The following is a 22,874-nucleotide window of genomic DNA, read 5'->3' as shown; positions in this document are numbered from 1 at the left end:
TGAACGTTGTTAGCAAGACCTTTACTTTACTGTAAAGGTCTTTTCTGTGTTTTTTTAGGCCTTTACTGTTCACAGTAAAGGCCTATTTTTATGGCGTGAGGGAGTATTTTGAAAAATCAACCATTTAGGAGGTATTTTTGATGGATTTTACTTTATTACTAGAATACGGTTGGGTTTTACTGATTTTGATTGTATTAGAAGGCCTATTAGCTGCAGATAATGCCCTCGTCCTCGCAATTATGGTAAAACACCTGCCAGAAGAAGAGCGGAAAAAAGCATTGTTTTATGGGTTAGCCGGGGCATTTGTCTTCCGCTTTGCCTCTTTATTTGTTATTTCGTTTCTCGTTGATGTTTGGCAGGTGCAAGCAATTGGTGCGCTTTATTTAATATTCATGGCTGCTAATCATATTTTTCGGAAGGTCGTTAAAGGAAAAGCAGAGAATAATAATGAATCGAAGGTAAGAAAGAGCAGTGGGTTTTGGACGACTGTCTTAAAGGTTGAATTAGCTGATATTGCGTTTGCTGTTGACTCAATCTTAGCTGCAGTAGCCATGGCGGTTGTTCTTCCGGACACCCCGCTGCCAAATATAGGCGGTCTGGACGGAGGGAAGTTCCTGGTGATATTTGCTGGAGGAATTATTGGATTAGTTATCATGCGTTTTGCTGCTAATCAGTTTGTAAAGTTATTAGAGAAGAGGCCAGGTCTTGAAATCGCCGCCTTTACAATTGTTGGCTGGGTAGGGGTAAAGCTTGCCGTATACACTTTATCACATCCTTCATTAGCTATTTTAAACGAAGAATTTGCTCATTCAACGGAATGGAAAGTAAGTTTCTATCTAGTATTGGTTGGTATCGCTGCTGCAGGTTGGTTATTCTCAAAAGAGCCAGGGGAAACAAAAAAGGCAAATGTTTAAAAAAGGAAATTTTCGCAAAGATTGTTGTTTATCGTATAGGTTTATCAACCGTATAAATATATGCTTCGCGGCATCTTTTCGTAAGAAATTTTGCGAAAATTGACTGGAAAATTTGTAAATGACCCGTATTAAAGTCGAGAAGCAACACTGTTTACGAAAAGAGCCTTAATAAATTGAACTCGCCAATTGGCGAGTTTTCCTTTATTCTGTAATATAGTGTCAGTTTCCCATTCACATACTATTCAATATAAAAAGAGATATTATAGAGGAATTATTTTTTTTGTTTTTCCAAACTTATAAAGAAAAACGTTATAATAAAAAGTATAACCGGCAAAGGGAAATTGCCTAATTTTATTATTTTTTGGAGTGATACATATTATCAGAAACAGTATTCCTAACCTTTTTACCTTAGCAAATTTATTTTTTGGCTTTTTATCTGTCATGAACTCTGCAGAAGGGGATTATAAGAATGCAGCGATCTTGATTTTAATCGGGATGATGCTCGACAGTATGGATGGCCGGATTGCCCGAATGCTGCGAGCAGATAGCGAATTGGGCAAAGAATTAGACTCCTTGGCTGATATTGTCACCTTTGGAGTTGCACCTGCTATGATGGCTTATTATTCATATTTTTCATCTTTTGGTATTATTGGCATGTCAGTGGCGGGTCTTTTCCCTTTATTCGGAGCTTATCGTTTAGCTCGTTTTAATATCAACGCAGTTAAATCTTCGTTAAAATATTTTACGGGTGTTCCGATTACAGCAGCTGGTGGTTTGTTAACACTTTTAACTTTATTTCAGTTAAAAATGCCTGGTTTTGTTTTTGTCATTGCTTTTTGCCTATTATGTATTTTAATGGTAAGTACACTTAAAATACCGAGCTTAAAGGAAATACCACTCCCAAAATACGGGATTATTATTACATTATTCTTAGGGTATGCACTATACATAGTCTTTAAAAAAGAACAGCATCGATTTCCATACTTCATCTATGTGGCGATCCCGCTATATGTCGCATTTATCGGTTACCAATTAGTTCGGACAAAACGAAAAAACTCCACAAAATAAAAACAGGCACCATGTGAAGTATTCACATGGTGCCTGTCACCTTTATTTATGTTTTCACTATTTATATCTACATTCCAAATGACATGACCCAGATGGATCCGGCTACCGCTACGAATGCGATGAATACGCCGGAAGCGATGTTGATCATATTTGATTTGCCGTCTTCACCTTCGTTCAAGTGCATGAACATAAAGAGCTGCAGGGCAGCTTGGATGACGGCTAAGCTGCCAATCACCCAAATAATTGTTTTGAAGGAAAGGGATGTTTTTAAGGCTACGAAAAGGGCTGCGAAGGTAAGTACCAACGAGGCGATAAAGCCCAAGACGTGAGTTAAAGGAAAACCTTTTGTATTTTTAGCCATCTTATGCCACCATCCTTGCTAAATACACAAATGTGAAGATAAAGATCCAAACAACATCCAAGAAGTGCCAGTAAAGTCCGATAATAAACGTCTTACGTGCAGTAACAGGTGTTAAACCTCTCTTCAGTAATTGGATAATAACCATTGTTGCCCAGCCAATACCCATACTAACGTGAAGGCCGTGTGTACCAAGCAAGACAAAGAAGCTTGATAGGAAGGCGCTTGTTGTCCATGTTGCACCTTCATGTACATAATGAATAAATTCAGTTACTTCAAAGAATACGAAGCCTGCACCAAGCAGCAGGGTAATAACAAACCAAAGAATTAACCCATTACGATTGCTCCGGCGCATTTCATAAATAGCAAGGCCCATGGTAAAACTACTTGTTAATAGCAAGATGGTCTCAATCATGACACCTTTGATTTCAAAAAGTTCATGTGGAGTAGGACCACCCGCATATCTGGCATTAAGGACCGAGAATGTTGCGAAGAGTGTACCAAAAAGGATAATCTCGGCTCCTAGGAAGATCCAGAAGCCAAGAATGTTCATACGGTTTTGTTCTGTTTGATATTCAAGTGGTAAAGCTGTATTTACATTAGCTGACATGGTTGTTCACCCCTTTATCTTTACCGCGCCATGCCTTTTCAATCTGTTTAATTTCATCTACTTTTACATGGAATCCGTCATTATAATCGAAAGAACGTACAATTAATCCGCCAAGGATACCGACAGTTGCCACAAGGGCAGCAATCTTCCATTCAAAGACAAGGAAGAAACCTGCAACTCCAAAAATAACGCCCATATAGAATGGAAGACCTGAATTGCTAGGCATATGAATCTCTTCAATTTCTTCTTCTTTCAAAGTAAGACCTTCATTATGCTTTTTCATATACCAGAAAGCATCGATTGACTTTACTTCTGGTTGTTTAGCAAAGTTATAGAATTGAACAGGTGAAGCAGTTGCCCACTCTAGTGTTCTAGCATCCCATGGATCGTTAGATATATTACGGTCTGCATATCTAGCACTCCAGTAAATGTTATAGCAAAGAACTGCAAAACCAGCCGCTAAAATAACCGCACCAATAGCAGAAACTAAGAACAATGGAGCAAATCCTGATTCAGCAGAGAAAGTGTACGCACGACGTACGGCTCCATCAAGTCCAAGGAAGAACATTGGCATAAATGTTACGTTAAAACCAATGACGAATAACCAGAAATGAATTTTACCAAGCTTTTCATTTAACATATGACCAAACATTTTTGGCCACCAGTAATATAGCGCCCCGAATACCGCAAAAACGACACCAGGAATTAATACATAGTGGAAGTGAGCAACAAGGAATAGGGTGTTATGATATTGATAATCCGCTGCACCCATCGCAAGCATAACCCCTGTGACACCACCGATAACAAAGCAAGGAACGAACGCAAGTGCCCAAAGCATCGCTGTGGTAAATTGAATCCGGCCTTTTCTCATCGTGAATAACCAGTTAAACATCTTAACCCCTGTCGGGATCGCAATCATCATCGTTGTGATGGAGAATACGGAGTTAACTGCAGGGCCGGAACCCATTGTAAAGAAGTGGTGAACCCATACTAACATACTTAAAGCTGCGATTCCGACAATGGAAACTACCATTGATTTATAACCAAAAAGCGATTTACGAGAGAAAGTCGAAATAATCTCAGAGAACATACCGAATGCTGGAAGTACTACGATATAAACCTCAGGGTGTCCCCATAACCAGAATAGGTTTGCCCACATCATATCCATACCGCCTGCGCTTAATGTAAAGAAGTGAGTACCAAAAATACGGTCAAAAGTCATCAACGCAAGGGCAACTGTGAAAATTGGGAAGGCCGACACAATGATAACAGACGCAATAAAAGAGGTCCAAGTAAACATTGGCATTTTCATAAGGCCCATGCCTTTTGTTCTCATCTTTAGAACTGTAACAACAAAGTTAATCCCGGTCATCAGGGTACCGATACCTGCAATCTGCAAGGCGATCGCATAATAGTTGTTACCGATACCTGGAGTAAATTCTTTACCCGCAAGAGGGAAGTAAGCGGTCCAACCAGCATCTGGTGATCCACCGACAACAAACGAAATGTTGAATAGCATCGCACCTGCAAAGAATAACCAAAAGCTAAGGGCATTCAATTGAGGGAACGCCACGTCACGTGCCCCAATTTGTAAAGGAACAACAACGTTCATGATACCAATTAATAATGGCATCGCTGCAAAAAGAATCATGATAACGCCATGTGTAGTAAAAATCTCATTATAATGCTGTGCATCTAAAAACTTTAATTCCGGACGAGAGGTTTGAGCTTTCATTAAAAGTCCATCCACACCACCACGGAAAAACATTAACACACCAGAAATGATGTACATAATGCCGATTCGTTTATGGTCAACAGTGGTTAGCCATTCACGCCAAAGCCACTTCCATTTTTTTAAATAACTAACACCAGCTACTATACCAATCATCGTTAGTAAAATAGCAATCTGGGAACCTAAGATGAGCGGGTTGCCGACGATAAAGAAATCATGCCAATTAATGCCCATCGTGTTCACCTCCATTTGAGTTTTCAGTAGTTTCATTGGATGGTTCTTCATCCTTGAATATTTGGCCTTTCACGCCGTGAACTTCATATAATTCAGGATTTGTATAAGTACCAGAATTCATTTTTCCATGGTCAACCCATTGAAGATGTGTACCAATGTAGGTTTCACGTCCTAAATGTGTTGGTTTTAGTAATTCGTTGTATTTTTTCTCCGTTAATTTAGGAGCAGTAGCTTTTACTTCTTTAACCCATTTTTCAAAGTCTTTTGTAGACTTCGCTTCCACGGTAAATTCCATATCCGCGTAGCCTCTTCCGTTAAAGTTTGTATTTCTTCCTAAGTATTCTCCTACTTCATCAGCAGTAAGATATAGTTCTGTTTCCATTTTATTCATGGTGTACTTCTGACCGCCTAATTGCGGAACCCAGAAAGATTGCATGGTACCAGCAGAAGTCAATTTAAATTTAACAGGTGTGCCGGTTGGTATGTTTACATAATTGACTGTTTCAATACCTTGATCCGGATAGCTAAAAATCCATTTCCAATCAGCAGAAGTGACGTTAATTGTAATTGGCTTTTTATTTTCATACCCAGCTGGAACTTTCTCAAGACTGTAAATGGTTTTTACCGTAGGAATAGTAAGGGCAATGACAATTACAATTGGAATAAAGGTCCAAATTAATTCTAATTTGGTACTGCCGTGTTCCTCAGGCGGCTCATAGTCTTTATTCTCAGGTCTTGCACGGTACTTCCAAATGATATATCCAAATAATCCAAAGACAACAACTACCACAAGTGCCATAAATACAAGTGACCAGTTGATTAAGTCAAGAATTTCTCTCGCTGCCGGCCCTTTTGGATCAAAAACAAGCATTTTTGAATCACAGCCGCTTAGCAGGAGCACAGGCAATAATGCCAAAAGTGGAACAAATAAGCTCTTTCTAAACATGTTCGTATTTCCCTCCAAATTATTTGTTCATTTGTTCACAATTCCAACGTGAATGTATTCACAAACTTCATTAGAATAATACATTTACTCCAAAATTACAAGCAAATGATTTTAGATTAATTACAAGCTAATATTCATTAGCAATGATGTTTGATAACACAATATTAACAATATCGGCATAATGTTTATATAGGTTTTTTGAAAAAGTTGTGACAAATTTGTTAAGGATTTAAAATGCTAATCTGGATAATTACTGGAAAAAGTATTTGAAGTTACCAAACTTCGTTGATCCAATAGTGGCTTTAATACTTAACATTGTCTATTTTAGAACGTCCGTGGGATAATATAATGGAATACATAATAGAGGAGAGCATACAATGAAAGTGAAAATTAATCGAAATGCTGCTAAAGCTTTAAAAAAAATTATGGCAGACGAAGGTGCGGCTGCTGAAGGAAAGCTGTTCCGTGTGTTTGTGACAAGTGTTCACGGTGACCATGCTCACTATGATTTATCGCTTGATACACCAACTGAAAATGACGAAGTAGTAAAAACAGATAAGGATATCGATTTTATCCTTGATAAAAATGATGAGTATTTAGACGGTGTTTGGATTCAATTTTTTCAAGTTCCAAAAGAAGAATGGCTGATTACCAACCCTGCAAAAGGCGGACATCATCACCATCATTAACTATTGATAAATCCTGCCGATTAGAGCAGGATTTTTTTGTCAACTATAAATACATTATGTAAACTGATACACACCCTTTTGAAAAGTTACTAATAAAAATGTTATCTTTATAACAGATGAAGGGTGAAGGGAGTTTATGACAGTAATGGAAAACATCAAGAATGATGTTGAAATCAAGTTAGTTGCACTGGATATGGACGGGACCTTATTGAATAATAAAGGTCAAGTTTCAGAGGAAAATCGCAAAGCGATTAAAGCCGCACAAGATAAAGGAATTATCGTTGTCCTAAGCACGGGGCGTTCTTTACTTACTGCTCGAGAACATGCGGATGACTTAGAACTTACCTCTTATCTTGTAACAGTAAATGGCAGTGAGATTTTTGATGAAAAAAGGGAACTTGTTGAAAGAAATCTTGTGAATTCCGATCATATAGAGTGGATGTGGGACTTGTCGAAACTTCATAAAACTAAGTTTTGGGCCATTAACACGGAGCGGACCTGGCATAATGAAATGCCAGAAGAACTACATAAACTGGACTGGTTAAAGTTCGGCTTTACGATTGAAGATGATGCAACAAGAGAATTGGTTTTAAAGGAACTAACCGCAAAGGGGGAATTTGAATTAACGAATTCTACCTTAAAAAACATAGAAGTAAATGCGTCAGGAATTCACAAAGCTCGCGGACTTTCTGTTGTCTGCTCCAAGTTAGGAATAGAAATGAAGAATGTCATGGCTGTTGGAGACAGTAGAAACGATTTAATGATGATCAAAGAGGCTGGGCTTGGCGTTGCCATGGGAAATGCACAAGACGTAGTGAAAGAAGCAGCTGACTGGGTTACGGACACTAATGAAGAAGATGGGGTCGCTAAAGCGATTAAAAAATGGGTACTTGAGAAATAAAATAATTGATTGTATAAAGAATAGATACTTGGGTAAAACTAGATTTCGCAAGTATATTTTGCAAATTTATGTAATGGCTACATGCTAGGAGGCTACAAAGCAAATGGAACATGGTAAAGTAAAATGGTTTAACAGTGAAAAAGGATTTGGATTCATTGAGCGTGAAGGCGGAGATGATGTATTTGTTCATTTCTCAGCTATTCAAGGCGAAGGTTACAAAACTTTGGATGAAGGTCAAGAAGTTACATTCGAGATTGAAAATGGCCAGCGTGGACCACAAGCAGTAAACGTTCACAAGCAGTAAACGTTCAAAAACAATAACCTTTCAATAAACAGACTCTCACAATGGTGGGGGTCTGTTTTTTTAATTACATAAGTACACATTACGAAAGTACCTTTTAGGGTATCTAAAATATAATAAAATTTTTTGGACGTTATTTCTTTATTTTGGGAATAACGTCCTTCTTTTTTTAATACGAATGTAATAGTGAGTACAGGTTATATTTTATTTTTTATTAGATTATAATAATTATAAAATGATATTGATTTTTACTAAATTTATATTATAATCTACTTAATGTTTTAAAAATAGTTTACGAGGTGATTAAATGAGTAACACAAACAAAAAACATTTAACAACAGGAACAGGTGCCCCAGTCGGCGATAATCAAAATTCCATGACGGCTGGTTCACGCGGACCAACCTTAATACAAGATGTACACCTACTAGAAAAATTAGCTCACTTTAACCGTGAACGAGTACCTGAACGTGTAGTTCATGCGAAGGGTGCCGGTGCACATGGTTATTTTGAAGTGACAAATGATCTGTCTAAATACACAAAGGCCAAATTGTTCAATGGCATTGGAAAACGTACTCCGATGTTCATTCGCTTTTCAACTGTTGCTGGCGAGCTGGGGTCAGCTGATACCGTAAGAGATCCGCGTGGTTTTGCCGTTAAGTTTTATACAGAAGAAGGCAACTATGATTTGGTAGGAAACAATACACCTATCTTCTTCATTCGAGACGCAATCAAGTTTCCAGACTTCATTCATACACAAAAACGGGATCCTAAAACCCATTTGAAAAATCCAAATGCAGTCTGGGATTTCTGGTCGCTATCACCTGAATCGCTTCACCAAGTAACCTATTTAATGGGGGACCGTGGTCTTCCAGCTACATTACGCCATATGAACGGTTATGGCAGCCATACCTTTAAATGGGTCAATGAGGATGGGGAAGCCGTTTGGGTGAAATATCACTTTAAGAGTGAACAAGGTGTTAAGAACATGTCAGCTGATGTTGCGGAAAAATTAGCTGGTGAAAATCCTGATTACCATACAGAGGATTTATTTAATGCGATTGAAAACGGAGACTTCCCAGCTTGGAAGCTGCATGTTCAAATCATGCCATTTGAGGATGCAAATACGTATCGGTTTGATCCATTTGATGTAACAAAAGTTTGGTCACATAAAGATTATCCTTTAATTGAAGTCGGCAGAATGGTTCTAAACCGTAATCCTGAGAACTATTTTGCAGAGGTAGAGCAGGCAACCTTCTCACCTGGTACGATGGTACCTGGTATTGAAGCTTCACCAGATAAGATGCTTCAAGGCCGTATCTTTGCATACTCGGATGCCCATCGTTACCGTGTAGGTCCTAACCATAACCTATTGCCGATCAACCGTCCAAAGGTAGAAGTGAATAACTATCAGCGTGATGGTGCCATGAGGTTTGACAATAATGGCGGAGGATCTGTTTACTATGAACCAAACAGTTATGGCGGTCCAAAGGAAGTACATGAACATCGACAAACACCATTTGAAATTACTGGTGCTGCAGCACAAGCTGCCTATGACCATGATGATCATTATACACAAGCTGGAGACCTCTACCGCCTAATGGCTGAAGACGAGCGTACACGTTTGGTAAATACGATTATAGGGGCTATGAAACCGGTAGAGAGAGAAGATATCAAATTACGTCAAATTCAACATTTCTATAAAGCGGACTCTGAATACGGAGAAAGAATCGCAAAAGGTTTAGGTTTAGCAATTCCACAAGAAGTTAAGTAAAACGGATGCAGGCTGTTCCATTGAGGAATAGCCTGTTTTTTATTATTTTTAACATGATGCGACAACGTTTTTATATTTCTTATTAAACTAGCTAATAGATAGGGGGATTTGAAATTTAACTTTTTTAGAAAAATTTTTCGGGAGCGTCGAATTATTTAGGCAGGATTTTATGGATATTGTCCGAATTATAGGAATAGTATGGAACAAAAAGGGGGTCTTAAGATGAGTGTAAAAGTAATAGAGAAAGAAGAAATAAAAGTAGTAGGTCTTCCTTGGACTGGTACTTATGGAGAAGCAAAAACTTTACCAAGTCTTTTTAACAAAATGGAGGAAAGGCTCGAGGAAGTTGCCTGCCTGACAAATGAACCTGTCGTGATTGCTCCGTTCCATAGCAGGGAAACAGAATTTACTTATTATGTTACAAAACCTGTTCAAAAAATTGAGGATGTTCCAGAAGGGATGGTTGGTTTTACTATCCCAAGGAAAAACTATGTAGTCACTACTCATAAAGGACGGCTCGAGGAAGTAGAAAATACATATCATCAATTGTTTACCTGGATGAAAGAATATGGATATGAACAAGATCACCATGCATTAGGATTAGAAATCTTTAAAGAAGAACATAAACAGCAAAATGTATCAGGAGACTTGCATTTTGAGATATATTTACCTGTAAGGTCTTATAAAGAGTAATAACGAAGGAGTTTTTTAACTCCTTTTTTTAAAAATATGTGAAGAAATGAACAATTTGTTCGAGCATTTCCCTTTACTAATCCCATTTAGTATAATAACATAATAAACAAATCTAAATATTTCCTTCGGGGTCAGGTGAAATTCCTAACCGGCGGTGATGAAGCTATGCTTCTTAGTCCGTGACCCGGTTAACCGTAATGGTTAAACGGTGGATCTGGTGAAACTCCAGGGCCGACAGTTAAAGTCTGGATGGGAGAAGGAAAAAAAATGCAGGTTTTGAGAAGGGGTGAAATATGCCCATTTCTAACCTTTATTTCCTATTGTCATTTTTTAAAGACCCTGAAGAATTCTGTTTCTTTAGGGTCTTTTTTATTTAATTGAAGAAACTAAGTGAAACAAGGAATGCTGAACAAATTGAAGGAGAAGAAGGATTATGTTTACCGGAATCATTGAAGAGATAGGTAAAGTAGCGAAGATAAAGCGGACTGCCAATTCGTATGTATTAACGATTGAGGCTGAAAAAATACTACAGGATATACATCTCGGTGACAGTATTGCTGTTAATGGGGTCTGCCTGACAGTTACTTCTTTTTCAGGTAAGCAGTTTTCAGTGGATGTGATGCCAGAAACAGTTAAAGCGACCAGTTTAAATAACGTTCAAACTGGTACAAAGGTTAATTTGGAACGTGCAATGGCAGCAGGCGGAAGATTTGGCGGTCATTTTGTCTCCGGGCATATTGATGGAACTGGGATCATTAAAAGAAAACAAGCCTTTGAAAATGCAGTGTATTATGAAATAGAGGCAGATCCTGAGTTATTAAGATATGTTATTTTTAGGGGATCTGTTGCAGTAGATGGGACAAGTTTAACGGTATTTGAGGTTTCAGACACAAGCTTTACATTGTCATTGATTCCTCATACTTTATCTGAAACGGTAATTGGTTTTAAGGGTTCAGGTGATATTGTAAATTTGGAATGCGATATGATTGGCAAATATGTCAGTCATTTTATCAAAAACCTTGGCAATGAACCACAGCAAATGAAAAAATCTGGAATTACTCAAAGTTTCTTAGAAGAAAACGGATTTTATTAAACAGTATCTTAATTTGAAAAGGAGTGGTCACATGTTTAACACAATTGAAGAAGCCCTTTCGGATTTAAAAGAAGGCAAGGCCATCATCGCTTGTGATGATGAAGACAGGGAAAATGAAGGGGACTTTATCGCCTTAGCCGAAAAAACGACTCCAGAGGTCATTAACTTAATGGCTACATATGGAAGAGGGCTGATCTGTGTTCCTATCGAAGAAGAATTGGCCGTAAAACTTGATTTACCACCCATGGTCTCCACCAACACCGACTATCATGGGACAGCTTTTACAGTAAGTATAGACCATAAATTTTCTACTACAGGAATCTCTGCCTATGAGCGATCAGCGACCGTGTTAAGTTTGCTAGATCCAGAAGCAAAAGCGGAGGATTTTAAACGGCCAGGGCATATTTTCCCACTTATTGCAAAAAAAGGCGGCGTGTTACAAAGAAATGGACACACCGAAGCAGCCGTAGATCTTGCCAAATTATGCGGTGCCAAGCCTGCTGGGGTTATATGTGAAATAATGAATGAAGATGGCACAATGGCCCGTATTCCGCAGCTTAGAGAAGTAGCCGATAAATTAAACTTAAAATTGATTACAATTAAATCATTGATTGACTATATAAGCAAAAAAGAAAGTCCTTTAAAAACGAAGGCAGAATAATAATATAATTTTGGAGGGAATCAACATGACAAATATTTTTGAAGGAAATTTAGTAGGTACTGGGTTAAAAGTAGGGATTGTTGTAGGAAGATTTAATGAGTTTATCACTGGTAAATTATTAGATGGTGCACTAGATGCGTTAAAACGTCATGGTGTCAACGAATCGGAGGTAGATATTGCTTGGGTTCCAGGTGCGTTTGAACTTCCGTTAATTGCTCAAAAGATGGCATTTAGTAAAAAATATGATGCAGTCATTACACTTGGAACTGTAATTCGCGGTGCAACCCCACACTTTGATTATGTATGTAATGAAGCTGCTAAAGGCATTAACGCAACAGCATTAGCAAGCGGTATTCCAGTCATATTTGGAGTTTTAACAACCGATTCAATCGAGCAGGCGATTGAGCGTGCAGGAACAAAAGCAGGAAATAAGGGATGGGATTCTGCAACTGCAGCGATTGAAATGGCGAATTTATGCAGAACTATTGAACAGTAATATATCAGCAGTAAAAATAAGAACAGGCAGACTAATGCCTGTTCTTATTTCAAAATCTCATTGAATTTTCAAGTAGGTATATACAAATCAAACGATTTATCTATATAATGATCTTATCATAAAAAAATAATCGGAAAAACAGGTGCTTTAAGTCTATACTAGACTATAAGCTTAATAGGGAAGTTGGTTTAAAGCCAACGCGGTCCCGCCACTGTAATTGGGAGCAACCTATAGAAGTCACTGTCGTAAGATGGGAAGACGTAGGGAGCGATGATCATGAGCCAGGAAACCTGCCTGTTTTAGACACCAATAGCCTACGCGGATAGGAGAGTGTTAAGATAGGAACGTATTTGTTTCTGCTTAACGTACATAACACTCCTCCTCCTTTATAGGGGGATTTTTTTATGTCTATTTTTTAATGAAAGGAATGCAAGTAGAATGCTAAAAAGAAAGAATCTATGGATGTCTTTATTGCTTGTCTTTATGGTTTTGACAAGTGGTCTGCAAACACCAGTATTGGCGGCCGAGGCAAAACAAGGAACTGTAACAGTACTTGGACTAGACTCTACGGCGGTAGTTCCAGAAAAGACACTCCCATTGGGTGAGAAAGAAACAGCTGCCGAAGCATTAATCGATGCGGTTGGAAAAGATAACCTCGAATATACGGATACCAGTTATGGGCCGATGCTAACAGGGATTAATGGAGTTAAAGCGGGAGAAAACCAATTTTGGGCGTTCTTTATTAATGGAATCTCAGCACAGGTCGGACCGGATTCTTATGTCCTTCAAAATGGTGATAAAGTAACCTTCCGGTTAACCGATTTTACGAAACCAGCAAACTCATCTGTTTCTCTTAAAATTTTGGATGACAAAAAGAATACAGTTGCTGAACTTTCATCCATTGAGGTGATTGGCAGTCCAAATGCCTTTCAGCTTTTACAAATTGCCTTAGGTACAGATCAGGTTGGTTTTGAAGAAACACAATATGGAAAGTTGATTACCTCTATTAAAGGAATCAAAGCGGAAGGATCAAACTACTGGGCATTCTATGTGGATGGGAAAATGGCTGCAGTTGGCGCAGAGGGCTATCAGCTGCAAAAGGGTAACCAAATTAGTTTTCAACTTGAATCCTATGACCCAGCACCTGGAGATGGCGGTAACGGTGAAACAACAACACCAACAACACCGACGGCTCCAACCACTGGAACAATTACAGCACAAGATTTGCAAACAGCTGTGAACTCTTCAAGTGCTTATGTACTAAAAAACGAAGTTGGAGAATGGCAGGTAATTGCCTTAAAACAAGCAGGAAAAGAAATTCCTAAAAACTATCTTACTGATGTACAATCAGTTTTAAAAGAAAAACAAGGTAAGTTTTCAAGAATCACAGATACAGAACGGTATGCTTTAGGGATATTAGCCGCTGGCGGCAATCCGTCAAATGCAGAAGGTTTTAATTTGATTGAAGCTATATATAATGGAAATGTAACTAAACAAGGTTTAAATGGAGTTGCCTATGCACTAATTGCTCTAGACAGCGCAAACTTTTCTGTACCAAGCTCAGCACAATGGACAAAAGAAAAACTCATTAGTTATCTGACCGATAGACAAAATCGTGATGGAGGCTGGGCTTGGGACGAAAGTACAACAAGCGATATTGATACAACAGCCATGATTTTAACAGCTTTAGCACCATTTAAAGATCAGGCTGGAGTAAAGGAAAAGGTCGATGCAGCTATCAAGTATCTATCTAGCCAATATCAAGCTTCAAAAATTGATAACAGCTCGACTGCCGCTCAAGTCATTATCGCTTTATCGTCTCTTGGAATCGATTCAAATACAGGAGATTTTTCAAAAGACAATAGCGGGCTTGTTCAATACTTGCTTTCTTTCCAAAATAAAGATGGCGGTTTTGATTGGCAGGGCGGAGACACAAGTGATCCATTTACTACGTCTCAAGGGATTCAGGCATTAGTTGCCTACCAATTATTTACTAAAGAAAAAGGATCCTTATACCATTTCAATCTGCCAGAGGAAACTCCTGCTGCAGAGACACCTGCTGCAAAGACACCTGCTGTTGACACTACTAAAACACCACAACCTACTACAGTTGTGGTGGAGACAAAGACTAAAACAAATTCAAATACAAATACAAATTCAAATACTCAGACAGGGCATGCACTTCCAAATACAGCCACAAACATGTATAACCTCTTGGCTATAGGAATTTTACTGTTGATTGCTGGTAGTTACATGTATATGAGACAAAGAAAACTTAACGCATAAAAATCCTAATCCCCTCTTGGTTTCCAAGAGGGGATTGATTGGAGGAAGGACAATGAATAGATTTATTAATAAGATTACATCTCTTTTATCTATTATATTAATAATAGTTAGCTTAGCTGGATGTAGTTCAAATGAAGTTTCTCCGAAGGAAACAAAAAAAGAAACAACAACTGAAGTAAGTGCAAAAGCAGAGAAAGAATCAAAGCCGGATACGAAACAACAGCCTGCTGAAGATAAAACAAAAACGTCAGCTGCTTCAACAGAAACAAAGCAACAACAGCCTGCGGCTGAGAAAACAGAGACTGAAAAAAGTACACAACCAGCTCAGCAAAGTTCCTCTACTACAAGTAAAAAAACAACAAGTGTGCCTTCAACAACTACTAAAGATAGTGGAACGGCAACAACACAAACAACAGGAGCCACAACAACAAAAACGACAGGAACAACTTCAACAAAAACGACAGGTTCAACTTCGACCAAAACGACAAGTACGCCAACGGGTAAAACAACTAGCACAACACCTGGGACAACAACCAATTCAACTCCTGCTACAAAGCCGGCAGCAACTGCACCCAAGCCAGTCGCAATGGTCTCTTTATCTATAGTGGGGCCAAAAGATCGCGGGACCATTTTAGGAACTTCAAAGATTAACATACAAGATGGGTATACTATTTTTGATGTGGTAAAACAAGCAGCTAAAGCGAAAGGAATCGTTGTAGATTCAACAGGAAGCGGTGCATCCACCTATATCGAGGGAATTGACAACATTTATGAATTTGATTATGGTGCGAAAAGCGGCTGGATGTTTAAACATAATGGTGCTACTATTACCAAGAGCGTCGGGGTTATAAAAGTTAAAGCTGGTGATCGTATTGAATGCTACTATACTGAATAATATTTGGGGGAACAAGCGATGAAAACATGGTTTGACCGATTTCATCCGCTTGTTACCTTTCTTTTTTATGCAGGGGCTGTTTCGTTGCTGATCTTAATGCTGCATCCTCTTTTTTTGGTCATCTCGATGGGGGTTGTTGTTTTTATAAATATCCTTCATGATCACTTGGGCGGTTTACGACGATGGTCATTTTTCATGATCATTACCTTTCTGCTTATGTTAATTATGAATCCACTTTTTAATGAGAGAGGACGCCATTTATTATTTGAAATAAACCAACACCGTATTACAGCAGAAGCAGTCATTTATGGCGGAATGAATGCACTCTCAATTATTGGGATTATTGCCTTATTTGTTTCTTATAACGTAATTATGACACCAAATAAACTTTTATTTTTATTTGCAAAAATCCTGCCGCAGTTTGCTGTACTTCTTATGCTGACACTCCGATTTATACCATTAATGAGAAGAAGACTGGAAGAAATATCAGTTGTTCAAAGGAGTAAAGGTTTATCTGTAAGTCATGGCAATTTGAGGTCAAGGGCAAAGACTGGTATGCTCTATGTTCAAACATTACTAACCTTTTCATTAGAAGAAGCAATACAAACGGCTGATTCTATGAAAGCCAGGGGATATGGCGAAGGCACTCGTTCCTCTTATGAATATTTTAAAATAAACCAAGCAGATGTCCTGGCGATTATTTATTTATTAAGTCTTTTTGGTTTTATATTCTTTGGATGGGTTTCAGGATATGGTGTGTTAACGGTCTATCCGATCATGGAATTCTGGCATTTATCGTTGATGGACACCTTGGTTCTAATTTGTTATACCATGTTTTTAAGTTTTCCTATACTAGTTGAAGCAGGTGGACCATTCCGATGGCGCTTATCGAATTAAATAATGTTAGCTTTACCTATCCGGATTCTACCAAACCGGCCATTCGGAATTTCTCCCTAAACATCAACAAAGGAGAATTTGTTGTTTTATTTGGTGCATCAGGTTCCGGAAAAAGCACGCTTTTACGCTTATTAAAAAAAGAAATCCAGCCTTATGGAACGTTGACAGGAAAGATTATGATAAATGGTCAGCCTGTACATGAGAAGGACGGGCTGACTAAGGATGTTGGCTTCGTTTTTCAAGATCCGGAGAATCAGATTGTGGCCGATGATGTTTTACATGAATTGGTCTTTGGTTTAGAGAATATTGGTCTTAGTACAAATGTGATGAGAAACAGAGTGGCAGAAATGGTTCACTTTTTTGGTGCAGAATCCATACTTTCCCGGAAGTCGGAAGAGCTCTCGGGCGGGAAAAAGCAACAAATTAATTTAGCTTCGGTACTATTAATGCAGCCGAATATTTTAATATTAGATGAACCCACTGCTCAGCTGGATCCAGTAAGTGCGCGGGAATTTATTGATATGCTTAAAAGATTAAATGAAGAATTTGGTATGACTGTTATTTTAGCCGAACATCGGCTGGAAGAAGTATTTACGTTGGCCGATCAAATCATCATGATGGAAAATGGACATGAAAAAATTTCAGGTGAGCCGAAAGAGGTGCTTCGTGAGCTTTGGAACACCTGTTATAAGGCTTATGTGCCGAAGATACCGGCGTTATTCTTGAGCCTGGATGGTCTTGGACAGGTTCCTCTAACCGTAAAAGAGGGTAGGGACTGGGTACAAAATCTGAAAATAGAGCCCGATCTTTTAAAAGGAGACAAAAGCTCTCTAAAAACAGGAGTACGGATACAGGTGAAAAATATTTCGTTTCACTATGATAAAAAAAGTGAGGTTATCTTGAATGAGCTTGAGCTGAGCTTAAAGAAAGGTGAGTTTTATGCCTTATTAGGAGGCAATGGTTCGGGAAAATCTACGCTGTTAAAGGTGATTGCTGGTTTGATCAAACCCGATCATGGGAAAGTCATTTTAGATGTTTTACCTCTTAGGAAATATAAACAGAACGAATTAGCTAGTAAAATAGGTTATTTACCACAAAATCCGAAGCTGTTTTTCATACAGGATACGGTAGAAAAAGAGCTTAAAATGGCGATGGAGCAGTGTAATATCACAAGTGATATTGAAGTAAAAAAGCTATTGGAAAAATTAGAGATAGCGCATTTAATGGCTAAACACCCGTATGACCTCAGCGGGGGAGAATTGCAAAAGGCAGCTTTGGCTTGTATTTTAATACGGAGGCCGGAAATTCTATTATTGGATGAACCGACCAAAGGGCTAGATCCTATTTCAAAAGAAAATTTAGCTAAAATTCTCCTCTCACTGCAAGCAGCTGGAATGACTATTCTTATGTCCACACATGATGTTGAGTTTGCCGCACAATACGCCACCAAATGTGGGATGATGTTTCAAGGCAAAATTACTTCTGAAGACATACCTGAGAAATTTTTCAGTGGGAACTTTTTTTATACCACGATGATTCAAAGGGTATTTCGAGGGTTATCTGATAGGGTTATTCCGATGACGCTTGAGGAGGTTACGCATTTATGCGCAAACACAAGGCAGTAGTGATCGCTTTTCTTTTTATCATGATGATCGTTTTGCTGGGGCTGAACTATATCTGGGACGATTCCTATTTATGGTTCAGCTTCGGTCTAATTATTTTAGCTCTTGTTCTTTTTCTCTTTAAATTTGAATCTAGAAAGGTTGAACCTCGTGAACTCGTACTTTTAGCAGTATTGGCATCGATTGCAGCTGTGGGAAGAATCCCTTTTGCAAGTCTCCCGAGTGTGCAGCCGACCACCTTTGTGATTATGATGTCCGGATATGTGTTTGGGGCGGAAAGCGGTTTTGTGATTGGAGCTGTTGCTGCTCTAGCTTCAAATATGATCATGGGGCAGGGGCCATGGACACCATGGCAGATGGTGGCATGGGGCTTGGTAGGTATGACAGCTGGCCTGTTAAAAAATACTTTTTTTATGAACAGAAGATGGGGACAAATAACTTTCGGGGTAATCTGGGGTTACCTGTTTGGCTGGATTATGAATCTATGGGGATTTCTAGCTTTGATTCAGTCCGGCGGCTCGCAAACTTGGAGGGCATTTATCGTTTATATGATTGGCAGCGCCACGTTTGATACCTTTCACGCCATCTCGAATGTTTTCTTTTTAGTAGTTTTCGGTGCCATTTGGATTAAGATCTTAACACGATTTAAAAGGAAATATGGGTTGCTAGAATAAAAAAACTCCAGTGTTAGCTGGAGTTTTTTAGTTATGGATTTAGGCTCTTTGCCTTATCGATTAAAGCATTAATACCCTTGCCGATGGTATACAAAGCCTTTTCAACACCATTTTTTATCTCAGGAGCATGCTCTTTAATAGTCGAGCCAATTTTCTTCGCGTTGTTATTTAACTCTTTGCCTATTTCTTTTGCTTGGTCGTTGAATTTGCTTTGCTGTGCTGCTTCACCGGCCAGTTGAGCGTTTATCGAGGTAACTTCAAAACTTTGATTAGGGAGGTGCCGTATTGATTCACGCATAATTTCTTTGAAAATCGGAACCACATTGGACGAGCTAGCACTTGGCAAATAGTGCTGTCTGTCTGTTTGGTCATAGCCAATCCAAATCGCACCAACAAGGTTCGGCATGTAGCCGACCATCCACTGATCCTTCGTTCCGTTAACTCCGCTGAATGGCAGCTGAGTCGAGCCAGTTTTTCCAGCTATCTGGACACCTTGGATATGAGCTTTTCTACCGGTACCTGTCTCAATCACATTTAATAACATCGAGGTCATTTCATTCGCGACCTTATTCGATGTGACTTTAGTCGTTTTTTCTTCATGTTCAGCTATCACATTCCCAGTCGGACCAACGATTTTTGTAATCAAGTGACTATCCTGACGATTTCCCTCATTGGCAAAAGTAGAAAATGCATTAGCCATTTGCAGTGGAGAAACCCCTTTGCTCATTCCTCCAAGGGCGATTGCTAGGTTTTCGTCTCCTTTTTCCACAGGAATACCAAAACGCTTCAAGGAATCCAAGCCTTTATTGAGTCCAATTTCATTTAATAACCAAACAGCAGGAACATTTAAAGATTCCTCAAGGGCTTTGTACAATTGAACCTTTCCTTGGAACGTTTTTGAAAAATTCTCCGGTTTATAATTTCCAAAGGTGGTTGGCTTATCTTCAAGTTCGGATGAATATTTATAGCCTTCTTCAAGAGCAGGTGTATAAACGGCCAGAGGCTTGATGGAAGATCCTGGCTGTGCCTGTAATTGGGTGGCCCTGTTAAAACCGCGGAATACGTGTTCTCCACGTCCCCCGACTAGGGCACGGACACCGCCTGAAGATGGATCCATTAATACTGAACCGCTTTGTACCAATTTTCCTCCCATGCCGCGAGGAAATAAGTAACTCTTGCTATAAACCTTTTCAAGTCCGGCTTGAAGATTTTGATCCATTTCGGTATAAATTCGATAGCCTCTAGTTAAAATCTCATCCTGTGTTAAGCCATATTTAGATATCGCTTCATTTAATACGGCATCGACATAATAAGGATATGTCCGCTCCACATTGCTTCCGCCGCCGTCATGAAGATGTATCTTTTCTTTCTTCGCTGTATTGTACTGTGAAGCCGTAATCATACCCAATTCTTTCATCTTAGCTAAGACGACATTCCGGCGCTTCATTGCTAAATCATAATTATTATAAGGATTAAGATAATTGGGTGAATGTAATAACCCGGCTAGCATGGCTGCCTCACTAATGGTGACGTTTTTAATATCTTTATTAAAGTATTTTTTCGAGGCGCTGCCAATCCCCCAGGCACCTCCACCAAAATAAACCTGATTTAAATACATTTGTAAAATTTCATCTTTTGTATAAACCTTTTCGATTTTTACCGCTAAAAATAATTCTTCGGCTTTTCGTTTATAGGTCCTCTCTGGCGAAAGAAGTGCATTTTTTGCAAGCTGTTGTGTTAAGGTACTGCCGCCAGCTGTAACCCTGCCAGCAAACAGATTCCCGAAAAGGGCCCGGGCAATCCCTTGTATATCAAATCCGCCATGTTCGTAGAAACGTTCATCTTCAATGGCCACGACCGCATTCGGGACATACTTAGGGACATCACTAATAGCAATTCCCTTCGTTCGATTGGTAGCCACATTGCTGGCTACTTCTCCATCTTTATCATAAATCACGGTCGGCTGACTTAAGCCTTGTTTTAATGACTCTACGTTGGCCCTCGAGGCCAGCCATCCAAAATACGCAATCGTTACTAATACCACAACAAGAAGCAATAATAAGAGAATTTGTGTTAGATGTCTCTTTTTCCAGAAACGGACGATCATTCCCCATAAGGGTTGTAATTTTTCCATGCTATCTCCTATCTTTCAAAAGGAATTTTCGTTTTATCTATTATAGAGTTTCTCAACTAAAAAAACCAATATTTCGCTATCAAGGATAGAATCGTGATAACCGTGGACAACCTTTTTATATGGAAAGCATATATTAATAGAAAAAGTAGATTAATAGGAAAGGATGGGGAAAATGATTAACTGGAAAGTCCGTTTTAAGAACCGGAATTGGGTAATAGCCTTTATTTCACAATTAATGATTGTAGCAGAAATGGTTTTGTCTGGCTTAAATACAATGGGACTCATTCATTTTCAATTAACAGATGCAATCCAAAGTTCAATCTTAACATTTGTTAATGCAGTGTTTGTATTGCTGTCCATGTTAGGAATTGTACAAGATCCTACTACTAAAGGTTATAGGGACAGCGATCAAGCATTAAAATACAAAGAGCCTAAATAAACTCAAGAAAGTCAGTATCATTTGATACTGGCTTCGTTATTTTAAATGCAATTAAAAAGAAATGCCTCCTTTGGAAAATGGAGGCATTTCTTACTCTTATCTTAGAATATCTTCAATTCTAGCTAATGTTTCTTCACTTAATTTCACACCTGAAGCTTTTACGTTTTCTTCCATTTGTTCAGGACGGCTGGCACCAACTAATGCACTTGCTACATTATTTTGTCTTAAAATCCAAGCAAGAGCTAGATTGGCAAGTGAGAGTTCATTTTCAGCAGCAACTTCTTTTAAAAGTTCGACCCGGTCTAAATTTTCGTCAGTTAACAATCCAAATAGGCCTTTATAATTTTCTTGCGCTGCCCGGCTGCCTTCTGGGGCCTTTTCACCTTTTTTATACTTACCTGTCAATACACCTTGAGCAAGTGGAGACCAAACTACTTGGCCAATACCGTGTTTTTCGGAAACAGGGAGGACTTCTTTTTCAATATATCGTTGAAGCATGCTGTATTGCGGTTGATTCACCACAATACGGTCCAGCAATTTTTTATCCGCTAAATGAACAGCTTCGGTAATTTGCTCCGCCGTCCACTCACTAACACCAACGTATAAAACTTTTCCTTGTCGGACAAGGTCATCCAATGCCCGCAATGTTTCTTCGAGTGGTGTTTCAGGATCATACCGATGGCAATAATAAATATCAACATAGTCTGTATTCAGACGTTTTAAACTAGCATGGCACTGTTCAATCACATGTTTACGAGAAAGACCGCGATCATTTGGACCGTCACCCATTGGCCAAAACACTTTCGTTGCGAGTACATAAGAATCACGTACATATCTTTTAAGCGCTTTACCAACAACGATTTCTGCTTCGCCGCGCATATAAACATTAGCAGTATCGAAAAAGTTAATTCCTAAGTCGTAAGCCTTTTCAATTGAGGCGGCAGCATTTTGCTCCTCCACATATCCTCCATATGTAAGCCAGCTTCCCAAGCTAATTTCACTAACCTTTAATCCGGTGTTCCCTAAACGGCGGTATTGCATATGATCCTCTCCTTAAAAAATTTCGTTTTACAAAATAAAAATACTATATTTGTTACCAAAATGTCTACAACTTGGTAAAATTTTGATAAGATAAATAGAGTAATAGGAAAAAAATTACAAAGCAAATAGACTTCTTTGAATGAATTGTCAAAAAGGTGGGGCATCACTATTTAAAGGGGGCTTGTCATGTCAGTACGGTTTTGGGGCACGGTGTTATTTTTGCTTTTTGTGATTTTAGAGGAAGCTATTTATTATAGTTGGAATCGGTATCTTTATGGTAAAAACATTGAAATGAGACAAAAATGGAAAACAAGAATATTAAATGTTAGGTCCCTTTTTAGAAGAAAAAAACAGATGGTTATCCAACATAGTGACCAAGAAAAGAGCTCCAGTTAATTATAGCGGAGTTCTTTTCTTTT

Annotated in this window: 22 protein-coding genes, 1 pseudogene and 2 riboswitches; of the genes and pseudogenes, 17 read left to right on the top strand and 6 right to left on the bottom strand. The window is 38.7% G+C overall.

Annotated features, from left to right (window positions below; genetic code table 11):
- Positions 1 to 140 precede the first annotated feature (140 nt).
- Together CVD27_RS06035 and pssA are read left to right on the top strand one after the other, a co-directional pair.
- Positions 141 to 914 (top strand): TerC family protein, encoded by a 774-nt coding sequence (locus tag CVD27_RS06035; protein ID WP_101646979.1) that lies wholly within the window; start codon positions 141 to 143, stop codon positions 912 to 914.
- Positions 915 to 1,280: 366 nt separating this feature from the next.
- Entirely contained in the window at positions 1,281 to 1,982 is a 702-nt protein-coding gene (gene pssA / locus CVD27_RS06030) for a CDP-diacylglycerol--serine O-phosphatidyltransferase (protein WP_180960169.1), read from the top strand.
- Positions 1,983 to 2,049: 67 nt separating this feature from the next.
- Here the strand turns inward: pssA and qoxD are convergent, their stop codons facing one another.
- The 4 genes from qoxD to qoxA are packed head-to-tail and all read right to left on the bottom strand — an operon-like array spanning position 2,050 to position 5,862.
- A complete protein-coding gene (gene qoxD / locus CVD27_RS06025; RefSeq protein ID WP_101646978.1) occupies positions 2,050 to 2,343 on the bottom strand; it encodes a cytochrome aa3 quinol oxidase subunit IV in 294 nt (97 codons plus the stop codon).
- Between the two features lies 1 nt (position 2,344).
- Positions 2,345 to 2,950 (bottom strand): cytochrome aa3 quinol oxidase subunit III, encoded by a 606-nt coding sequence (gene qoxC, locus CVD27_RS06020; RefSeq protein ID WP_101646977.1) that lies wholly within the window; start codon positions 2,948 to 2,950, stop codon positions 2,345 to 2,347.
- On the bottom strand, positions 2,940 to 4,916 hold the full coding sequence (qoxB, locus tag CVD27_RS06015; RefSeq protein ID WP_101646976.1) for a cytochrome aa3 quinol oxidase subunit I: 1,977 nt from the start codon (positions 4,914 to 4,916) through the stop codon (positions 2,940 to 2,942). The genes qoxC and qoxB overlap by 11 nt, the downstream gene beginning before the upstream one ends.
- Complete coding sequence (gene qoxA, locus CVD27_RS06010; protein WP_101646975.1) at positions 4,906 to 5,862, bottom strand: cytochrome aa3 quinol oxidase subunit II; 957 nt, start codon at positions 5,860 to 5,862, stop codon at positions 4,906 to 4,908. Before qoxA ends, qoxB begins: the two co-directional genes overlap by 11 nt.
- A 377-nt stretch (positions 5,863 to 6,239) precedes the next feature.
- On the opposite strand from qoxA, the gene CVD27_RS06005 reads away from it, so the two are divergent.
- From CVD27_RS06005 to CVD27_RS05945, 13 genes and pseudogenes are all read left to right on the top strand, one after another.
- Positions 6,240 to 6,551 (top strand): heme biosynthesis protein HemY, encoded by a 312-nt coding sequence (locus tag CVD27_RS06005; RefSeq protein WP_101646974.1) that lies wholly within the window; start codon positions 6,240 to 6,242, stop codon positions 6,549 to 6,551.
- A gap of 145 nt (positions 6,552 to 6,696) precedes the next feature.
- On the top strand, positions 6,697 to 7,452 hold the full coding sequence (locus CVD27_RS06000; protein WP_374703050.1) for a Cof-type HAD-IIB family hydrolase: 756 nt from the start codon (positions 6,697 to 6,699) through the stop codon (positions 7,450 to 7,452).
- A gap of 103 nt (positions 7,453 to 7,555) precedes the next feature.
- Entirely contained in the window at positions 7,556 to 7,756 is a 201-nt protein-coding gene (locus CVD27_RS05995) for a cold-shock protein (protein WP_101646972.1), read from the top strand.
- Positions 7,757 to 8,060: 304 nt separating this feature from the next.
- Positions 8,061 to 9,524, top strand: coding sequence for a catalase KatA (gene katA, locus CVD27_RS05990; RefSeq protein ID WP_101646971.1), 1,464 nt, complete (start codon positions 8,061 to 8,063; stop codon positions 9,522 to 9,524).
- Between the two features lie 222 nt (positions 9,525 to 9,746).
- Positions 9,747 to 10,217: a GyrI-like domain-containing protein gene (locus CVD27_RS05985; protein WP_180960168.1), complete on the top strand. Its 471-nt coding sequence runs from the start codon at positions 9,747 to 9,749 to the stop codon at positions 10,215 to 10,217.
- A gap of 117 nt (positions 10,218 to 10,334) precedes the next feature.
- Positions 10,335 to 10,482: riboswitch (FMN riboswitch) on the top strand.
- A 168-nt stretch (positions 10,483 to 10,650) separates the two neighbouring features.
- Positions 10,651 to 11,310, top strand: coding sequence for a riboflavin synthase (ribE, locus tag CVD27_RS05980; protein WP_101646969.1), 660 nt, complete (start codon positions 10,651 to 10,653; stop codon positions 11,308 to 11,310).
- A 31-nt stretch (positions 11,311 to 11,341) separates the two neighbouring features.
- Positions 11,342 to 11,968, top strand: a pseudogene (ribB, locus tag CVD27_RS05975) (3,4-dihydroxy-2-butanone-4-phosphate synthase); the annotation flags it as partial.
- Between the two features lie 28 nt (positions 11,969 to 11,996).
- Positions 11,997 to 12,467, top strand: coding sequence for a 6,7-dimethyl-8-ribityllumazine synthase (ribH, locus tag CVD27_RS05970; RefSeq protein WP_101646967.1), 471 nt, complete (start codon positions 11,997 to 11,999; stop codon positions 12,465 to 12,467).
- A gap of 123 nt (positions 12,468 to 12,590) precedes the next feature.
- Positions 12,591 to 12,779, top strand: a riboswitch (cobalamin riboswitch).
- A 126-nt stretch (positions 12,780 to 12,905) separates the two neighbouring features.
- Positions 12,906 to 14,753 (top strand): DUF4430 domain-containing protein, encoded by a 1,848-nt coding sequence (locus CVD27_RS05965; RefSeq protein ID WP_101646966.1) that lies wholly within the window; start codon positions 12,906 to 12,908, stop codon positions 14,751 to 14,753.
- A 52-nt stretch (positions 14,754 to 14,805) separates the two neighbouring features.
- Positions 14,806 to 15,648, top strand: a complete 843-nt coding sequence (locus CVD27_RS05960; protein WP_101646965.1) for a DUF4430 domain-containing protein — start codon at positions 14,806 to 14,808, stop codon at positions 15,646 to 15,648.
- An 18-nt stretch (positions 15,649 to 15,666) separates the two neighbouring features.
- Positions 15,667 to 16,545 carry an energy-coupling factor transporter transmembrane component T gene (locus tag CVD27_RS05955; protein WP_101646964.1) on the top strand — a complete coding sequence of 293 codons (879 nt, stop codon included), beginning with the start codon at positions 15,667 to 15,669 and terminating at the stop codon, positions 16,543 to 16,545.
- The gene (locus tag CVD27_RS05950; protein WP_101646963.1) at positions 16,527 to 18,170 is read left to right on the top strand and encodes an ABC transporter ATP-binding protein; all 1,644 of its coding nucleotides are present in this window, start codon (positions 16,527 to 16,529) and stop codon (positions 18,168 to 18,170) included. The genes CVD27_RS05955 and CVD27_RS05950 overlap by 19 nt, the downstream gene beginning before the upstream one ends.
- The gene (locus CVD27_RS05945; RefSeq protein WP_101646962.1) at positions 18,149 to 18,841 is read left to right on the top strand and encodes an ECF transporter S component; all 693 of its coding nucleotides are present in this window, start codon (positions 18,149 to 18,151) and stop codon (positions 18,839 to 18,841) included. The genes CVD27_RS05950 and CVD27_RS05945 overlap by 22 nt, the downstream gene beginning before the upstream one ends.
- A gap of 31 nt (positions 18,842 to 18,872) precedes the next feature.
- On the opposite strand, the gene CVD27_RS05940 is transcribed toward CVD27_RS05945, so the two are convergent.
- Positions 18,873 to 20,975: a transglycosylase domain-containing protein gene (locus CVD27_RS05940; protein WP_101646961.1), complete on the bottom strand. Its 2,103-nt coding sequence runs from the start codon at positions 20,973 to 20,975 to the stop codon at positions 18,873 to 18,875.
- Positions 20,976 to 21,147: 172 nt separating this feature from the next.
- Between CVD27_RS05940 and CVD27_RS05935 the strand changes: the two genes are divergently transcribed.
- On the top strand, positions 21,148 to 21,414 hold the full coding sequence (locus CVD27_RS05935; RefSeq protein ID WP_101646960.1) for a phage holin: 267 nt from the start codon (positions 21,148 to 21,150) through the stop codon (positions 21,412 to 21,414).
- Between the two features lie 96 nt (positions 21,415 to 21,510).
- On the opposite strand, the gene CVD27_RS05930 is transcribed toward CVD27_RS05935, so the two are convergent.
- Positions 21,511 to 22,455 carry an aldo/keto reductase family protein gene (locus CVD27_RS05930; RefSeq protein ID WP_101646959.1) on the bottom strand — a complete coding sequence of 315 codons (945 nt, stop codon included), beginning with the start codon at positions 22,453 to 22,455 and terminating at the stop codon, positions 21,511 to 21,513.
- A gap of 186 nt (positions 22,456 to 22,641) precedes the next feature.
- Here CVD27_RS05930 and CVD27_RS05925 point away from each other — a divergent pair, with 186 nt between their 5' ends.
- Positions 22,642 to 22,851: a hypothetical protein gene (locus CVD27_RS05925; protein WP_101646958.1), complete on the top strand. Its 210-nt coding sequence runs from the start codon at positions 22,642 to 22,644 to the stop codon at positions 22,849 to 22,851.
- The last annotated feature ends 23 nt before the right edge of the window (positions 22,852 to 22,874 follow it).

It is taken from the genome of Neobacillus cucumis (genome assembly GCF_002860255.1).
GTDB classification, from domain to species: domain Bacteria; phylum Bacillota; class Bacilli; order Bacillales; family Cytobacillaceae; genus Neobacillus; species Neobacillus cucumis_A.
This window is presented reverse-complemented; position numbering and strand designations above follow the sequence as displayed.